Annotated in this window: 8 protein-coding genes; 6 read left to right on the plus strand and 2 right to left on the minus strand. The window is 66.4% G+C overall.

All coding sequences use genetic code 11. The features are described 5' to 3' along the window. From H0W40_RS18945 to H0W40_RS18970, 6 genes are all read left to right on the plus strand, one after another. On the plus strand, positions 1-693 hold a 693-nt coding region (locus tag H0W40_RS18945; protein ID WP_292449345.1), incomplete at its 5' end, for a site-specific integrase. Between the two features lie 123 nt (positions 694-816). Beyond that, positions 817-1434 (plus strand): hypothetical protein, encoded by a 618-nt coding sequence (locus tag H0W40_RS18950; protein WP_292449346.1) that lies wholly within the window; start codon positions 817-819, stop codon positions 1432-1434. A 115-nt stretch (positions 1435-1549) separates the two neighbouring features. Continuing rightward, on the plus strand, positions 1550-1771 hold the full coding sequence (locus H0W40_RS18955; protein ID WP_292449348.1) for an AlpA family transcriptional regulator: 222 nt from the start codon (positions 1550-1552) through the stop codon (positions 1769-1771). Positions 1772-1785: 14 nt separating this feature from the next. Beyond that, positions 1786-2100, plus strand: a complete 315-nt coding sequence (locus H0W40_RS18960) for a helix-turn-helix domain-containing protein (protein ID WP_292449350.1) — start codon at positions 1786-1788, stop codon at positions 2098-2100. Between the two features lie 148 nt (positions 2101-2248). Then, positions 2249-2905 carry a hypothetical protein gene (locus H0W40_RS18965; protein WP_292449351.1) on the plus strand — a complete coding sequence of 219 codons (657 nt, stop codon included), beginning with the start codon at positions 2249-2251 and terminating at the stop codon, positions 2903-2905. 135 nt (positions 2906-3040) lie between these two features. Continuing rightward, entirely contained in the window at positions 3041-3427 is a 387-nt protein-coding gene (locus H0W40_RS18970) for a hypothetical protein (protein ID WP_292449353.1), read from the plus strand. 115 nt (positions 3428-3542) lie between these two features. Here H0W40_RS18970 and istB read toward each other — a convergent pair whose 3' ends face one another. Both istB and istA read right to left on the minus strand, forming a co-directional pair. Further along, a complete protein-coding gene (istB, locus tag H0W40_RS18975; RefSeq protein WP_292449355.1) occupies positions 3543-4328 on the minus strand; it encodes an IS21-like element helper ATPase IstB in 786 nt (261 codons plus the stop codon). After that, complete coding sequence (istA, locus tag H0W40_RS18980; RefSeq protein WP_292449356.1) at positions 4325-5347, minus strand: IS21 family transposase; 1023 nt, start codon at positions 5345-5347, stop codon at positions 4325-4327. Before istA ends, istB begins: the two co-directional genes overlap by 4 nt. Positions 5348-5399 lie beyond the last annotated feature (52 nt).

The following is a 5399-nucleotide window of genomic DNA, read 5'->3' on the forward strand; positions in this document are numbered from 1 at the left end:
ATCTTCCGGTTTGCCATCGCGCACGAGGTGGTGGCAACCGACCCGACCTATCCGCTCAAGCCGGCCGAAATCTTCAAGCCGCGCAAGGTGGCGCACCGGGCCGCGCTGTCCGAACGCGACGTGCCGGGCTTCCTGCACCGGCTGGCGGCCTATGAGGGCGATCCAGTGACTGCGGCGGCGCTCACCTTGCTGATGCTCACGGCCCTTCGCCCCGGCGAGCTGCGCGGCGCGCGCTGGGACGAAATCGACGTGGAGCGCGCTTTGTGGCGCGTGCCCGGCGAGCGCATGAAGATGAAGACCGAGCACACGGTGCCGCTGTCGAAGCAGGCCCTCATGGTGCTGGAAGCAGTGCGGCCCCTCAGTGGGCGCGGCGTGTTGGTGCTGCCCTCACCGTTCTACCCCGGTAAGCCGCTGAGCGACGGCACCTTGAACAGTGCGCTGGCCCGCATGGGCTACAAAGGCATCGCCACGGCGCACGGCTTTCGCACGCTCTTTTCAACCTGCGCCAATGAGGCGGGCTGGAACCGCGACTTCATCGAGAAGCAACTCGCGCACGAGGATCGGGACGACGTGCGCGGCGCCTACAACCGGGCGCAGTGGCTCGACGAACGAGCGAAGATGATGCAGTGGTGGGCCGACCGCATCGACGCGCTGCGCAAGGGTGCTGACGTGCTGCCGTTCAAGGCGGCGTGAGGGCGCGCGAGACCCACAGAATCACTTTGCTGCGCCTAGCCCGAGGCCGATCTCCGAGGGCGAAAACCGGGTTCCCTTGCCCGGCTGGCGTGGCACCCTCAAGGAAGCGAAGGGACAACTCGATTGAAACTGGATTTGCAGCATTGCCGGCACCCCGTGACGCCCACGGTAGAAGGCGACATCATTATCGCGACGCTGACGAACTATTTTGAAACGCACCCGGTCGATGCCAGCCGGGGTGCTTTCATTACGGATCACGTTTCTGAAATGAGGCGCGGCGGCGGTGTGAGCCTAAGAGGCTGGCTCATGCGCTATGCCGCCTCACTACAGCGGCCGCAGGAAGACGCAATTCCCCAGTTTGGCATCTTGGCCTTAATGTGTTGTGCCTTCAGCGTAGCGGCAAGCATCGAAGACAAGAAGCTGGCACCGAATAGGGCTTGGGAGTATGCAAGCCAAGCCCAGTTTCATCTCGGTCTGTTCGGCGGGGCGATGGATAGCTTCGACCGACAACAGCTCGCGCTTGACATCCTCCAAGAGCGCGCGGCAGCGGCGCGGCACGCGGAGAACCGAGCGATGAAGGCTGACGTTTTCGCATGGTGCGACGCAAACATGGCGGGCTTTACCGGAAGCATGGACGACGCTGCGTTTTTCATCGCGGAGAAGCTCGTTCCCATCAGGTTTCGCGCCGTCAGAGCGCACATGACTGAATGGAAGCGGCTGCGGTCTGCTGGGACGACGTAATACCCCCTCGCAGACCTTGCGGCGAACGCGCACTCGGGCTGGGCGGTAAGCGTCGGATAAGGAAAAGATTGGGCCATGAAGTCCGGGGGGTTCCCGGGCGATGCGGAAAGCGCACATGGCAGCAGACACATTCCGACAGGCCCTCGACGCGAAGGCTCTCGCGCGGAGGCGGCAGGTTGAACAGCTCGTTCAACTCTCCCGCTCCACTATCTACGCGAACGTCAAGGCCGGCACCTTCCCGGCACCGATCCGCATCGGCGCTCGCGCCGTCGCGTGGCGTCTGGCAGACGTGGAAGCCTGGCTCGAAGCGCGGCCCCTGGCCAGCGCCACGGTCTGAGCGGGGGCGGCACGATGACAAAAGAAAAGGCCACCCCGGCAAGCGAAGCGGCCCTCAAGAAAACGCACCCGAAGTCTAGCGCCGGCATCGGCAACAACAGCGCCACGGCGCAGCGGCGGCGCGCACTTGACCTGCTTCGCGCCGGCCCGAAGAGCACGATCCAACTGCGCCGCGACGGCGACATCCTGGCGCCTGCGGCCCGCATCATCGAATTGCGGCGGCACGGCTTCGACATCCTCACCCATTGGGTGCAGCAGGCCACCGACTGCGGCAAGCTGCACCGCGTGGCGCTGTACGTGCTGATGCGCGAGACGGGCGGGCAGCCATGAGGCCGCCGGCATGGCTGGAACGCCTCCAGTGCCTCGCGGCGCACTTGCCGGGGCATGGGATAGGCGCAGACCTGACGGCGCTGTCTGAGACCGATCTATGGGGCGTGTACCGGTTCCTCGTTCGCGCATCGCGGGCGGGCGCCTGAGCATGGCCCGCTCCAAGTCGAAGGCCGGCAAGCACAAGCGCGACGGCAGCAGGTTCGTGGCCCTGCCGATGGTCGTGCTCGACAGTCCCGGCTACCGGCAGGCCAGCCACACGGCCCGCTCGCTGCTGCTCGACATCGCCCGGCAGTACAGCGGCAACAACAACGGCAAGCTGACCGCCTGCGCGAAGTACCTCGTGCCGCTGGGCTGGCGCAGCAATGACACCATCGTTCGTGCGCGGCGCGAGCTGCTCGACTGCGGCTTGCTGGTCGAAACCCGCAAGGGCGCGCGGCCGAACAAGGCGGCCTGGTTCGCGTTGTCCTGGCTGGCGCTCGATCACGGGCAGGGGCTGGACTTCGATCCGAAGTGCTACCGCACCGGCGACTACATGCGCCCGGAAAAGCCGGCGAACAAAAACGCATCGCTTGTTCCGTCAGACGGTGCAGCAGCGGCCGTCATTGCACCGCCTGGCGGTGTAAGCGCCTCAAACCCTGCACCGTCTGGCGGTGCTGTCCGGGAAACTTCGACCCCCTCGCCTGCACCGTCTGGCGGTGCGTATCTAGAGACACCATCTGCACTGCCCGGTCGGGGGGTGTTATCTCTGACTTTGCTCTGCGGGCGGCGGCCTGAGCTTGGCGCGCAGACTCGCACGAGCGGCTGACGCAGCGCGACCGCAATGCAGACGCGGGCGCTGCATGGTGACCGCAGCGGCCGGCTACCCGGTGCCGAAGATCCTGCAAACGGTGCGAGGGCTTCGCGCCTGCGCCGCAACGACGTGAACGAGCGTGAACAAGCCATGACCAAAGCCAAGACGAAAAAGACGGCGCCCACGGTGGCGAACAAAGCGAGCACTCTGGAAGTAAGCGCCGAGCCGGGACGAACGCCCGAGCGAACGCTGGCCGATGCCGTGGCGGCTGGCACGCTCGGCAATGCGTCCGTCATGCGTTCGTTTGCATGGGGCACCTTTGGCGAACTCGACATCACGGAATGCGCGCGCGCCTTGAAGGCCGGCGCTGCTACCGCGAAGGCCGGCGATCTCAGTGGCGCAGAAAGCCTGCTGACTACGCAGGCCGCCGCGCTCAATGCGATCTTCGGAGAGCTGGCGCGCCGCGCCGCGCTGAACATGGGCCAGCATCTCGACGCGACCGAGCGATACATGCGCCTGGTGTCAACGCCGACTTAAAACTGACCCACTTTGCTCTTGATCGCCGAAGTAAATCTGACCCACCTGGCGCTTGCGATTGCGCTGCTCGGACGCGAAGGGCGTAGCCCGTAGCGGCTGAGCAGCGCGGCGCGGGTCATGCCAGCGCTGGTGTCCTCTTCGTTGCCTGCCCGGCCTTGCGCTTGTCCTTGAGCCGGTAGCTCTCGCCGGTGATCTGCACGATGTGCGCGTGGTGCAGCAGGCGGTCCAGCATTGCCGCCGTCATCGTCTGGTCGTCGGCGAAGGCGCCCGCCCATTGCGTGAACGGCAGGTTGCTCGTGAGCACCATGCTGGCGCGCTCGTAGCGCTTGGCCACGACGTTGAAGAACAGCGTCGCCTCCTCGCGCCCGAAGGGCAGGTAGCCGATCTCGTCGACCACCAGAAGCTTCGGGCCGATGACGGCGCGGTTGAAGTATTCCTTCAGCCGCCCCTGCGTCTTGGCTGCGGCCAGCTGCAGCATCAGGTCGGCCGCGCTGATGAAGCGCACCTTGTGCCCGGCCATCACCGCGCGGTGGCCGAGCGCCAGCGCGATGTGGGTCTTGCCGACGCCGCTGGGGCCGAGCAGCACCACGTTCTCGGCGCGCGGCACGAACGCCAGGTGGGCGAGCTCCTGGATCTGTGCCTTCGGTGCACCGCCCGCGTGGCTCCAGTCGAACTGCTCCAGTGTCTTGACCGCCGGCATCGTCGCCAGCCGCATCAGCGTCGTGCATCGGCGCTCGGCCCTGGCGACGATCTCGCTGGCGAGCACGCGCTCCAAGAAGTCGGCGAAGCTGGCCTCGTCGCGGGCGGCGTCCTGCGCCAACGCCGGCCATTCGGTGCCCAGGCGCGCCAGCTTCAATTGCTCGCACAAGGCCGCGATGCGCTCTGCTTGCAGCGTCGTCATGCGAACACCTCCAGCAGCGCGGGGCACAGGAGCGCGTCGTACACCGCCAGCGGGTGCTGCAAGCTCTCTACCGGCATCGCCACGCGTTGCGCGGTAGGCGCCGGTGCCTTCAGCGCCGGCGCCGCCAGCATGACCGCTTGCTCCTCGGCCAGGCGCACTGCCGGTACAGCCTTCGTGGTGCCGTGCACGCGGGCGTTGGCGATCTCGTCGAGCCAGCGCCGTACATGGGCGTTGGCGAGGTCGATCTCGAGCCGGAGTCCGCTGGCCTCGAGGGTGGCCGCGAGCGGCACGACGAAGCTGCCCTTCAAGTACGAATTGAAGCGCTCGACCTTGCCCTTGGTCTTGGCCCGGTAGGGCCGGCACAGGCGAGGTGTGAAGCCACAGGCCTCGGCGAGCGCCTTCATCTCGTCGTTCCAACGGTGCAGCCCGGGCCCGTAGGCGTCGCGCTCGATGACGACCGCCTTGGTGTTGTCGAAGAGGACATGCTCGGGCACACCACCGAAGTAGCCGAAGGCTTCGCGCAGGCCAGTGCACAGGGTGGCGGCGTCTTCGCGGGCGGTGAACTTGACGAACGTGGCGCGGCTGTAGCCCATCGTGGCTACCAGCGCGATCAATGGATCGCGGCCGCGGCGCACATGCGTGAAGTCGGCCTGCATCTGCTTGCCGGGCGGCGTCTCGAAGCGAACGACGGGTTCGAGCTCTGTCCTCTTCAGCGGCGCCAGCCACGCCTTCAACTGACTGATGCCGCCACCGTAGCCGCGTTCGCTGATCTCGCGCAGCAGCACCGTCGCCGGTATCCAGCGCGGGCGGGCTTGCTCGATGCGCTCATGCAAGTAGCTCCTGTAGTCGTCGAGCTTGCACGCACGCGCCTGGCGCGGTCCGTAGCGACGCGCTGCCTCGTCACGCAGATACCGCCGCACGGTGTTGCGCGAGCAGTCCAACTGCCGCGCGATCGCTCTGACCGCCTCGCCCCTTCGGGCCATGACTCGTATCTCCACTGCTTGCTCCTGGGTCAACATCGACGGCACCGAAAAGGCCGTCATCCTTACCCAGGTGGGTCACTTTTACTTC

This window comes from Methylibium sp. (assembly GCF_013817345.1).
Classification (GTDB): domain Bacteria; phylum Pseudomonadota; class Gammaproteobacteria; order Burkholderiales; family Burkholderiaceae_C; genus Methylibium.